The sequence below is a fragment of the Cupriavidus sp. SIMBA_020 genome, from assembly GCF_046535395.1.
In the GTDB taxonomy this organism is placed as follows: domain Bacteria; phylum Pseudomonadota; class Gammaproteobacteria; order Burkholderiales; family Burkholderiaceae; genus Cupriavidus; species Cupriavidus campinensis.
Genome location: NZ_JAWRWU010000059.1, coordinates 1 through 483 on the forward strand (window position 1 = coordinate 1; position 483 = coordinate 483).

The window sequence follows — 483 nt, forward strand, 5'->3', positions numbered from 1 at the left end:
ACGAGAACGGCATCGAACTATCGGGTCTACACGGCCAAGGATGTCGAGGTCCTCCGCTTCGTGCGACGGGCGCGACATCTCGGCTTCTCGACTACGCAGATTTCGGCGTTGCTGGAGCTCTGGGAAGACCGCGAACGTCCCAGCAGCGAGGTCAAGCAGCTCGTGACGCAGCACATCGACGACCTGAACGAGCGTATCCGCGAACTCGTCGAAATGCGCGACACACTCCAGTATCTGGCCCAGCACTGCAAGGGCGACTCGCGCCCGGATTGCCCGATATTGGCGGAGTTGGCCAGGCAAACGCATTGCGACTGACTCAGGACAGAGGCCGGGGCTCGCACCCGGGTTCGAATAACACCGAATCAGTGCCGATAGCGAAGGAGCGTCAAGATGAACAGTCAACGTGAAGACGATGGGGCACCTCAGCAGCCGGTTTCAGCGCACTCGTCAGACGGACATCATGCCCATGGCACGCGTGGGCAC

Annotated in this window: 1 protein-coding gene; it reads left to right on the forward strand. The window is 61.1% G+C overall.

All coding sequences use genetic code 11. From position 1 onward, the window contains the following. The coding region (locus SB751_RS28140; RefSeq protein ID WP_410748802.1) for a MerR family DNA-binding protein at positions 1-315 on the forward strand (315 nt) is incomplete at its 5' end. Between the last annotated feature and the right edge of the window lie 168 nt (positions 316-483).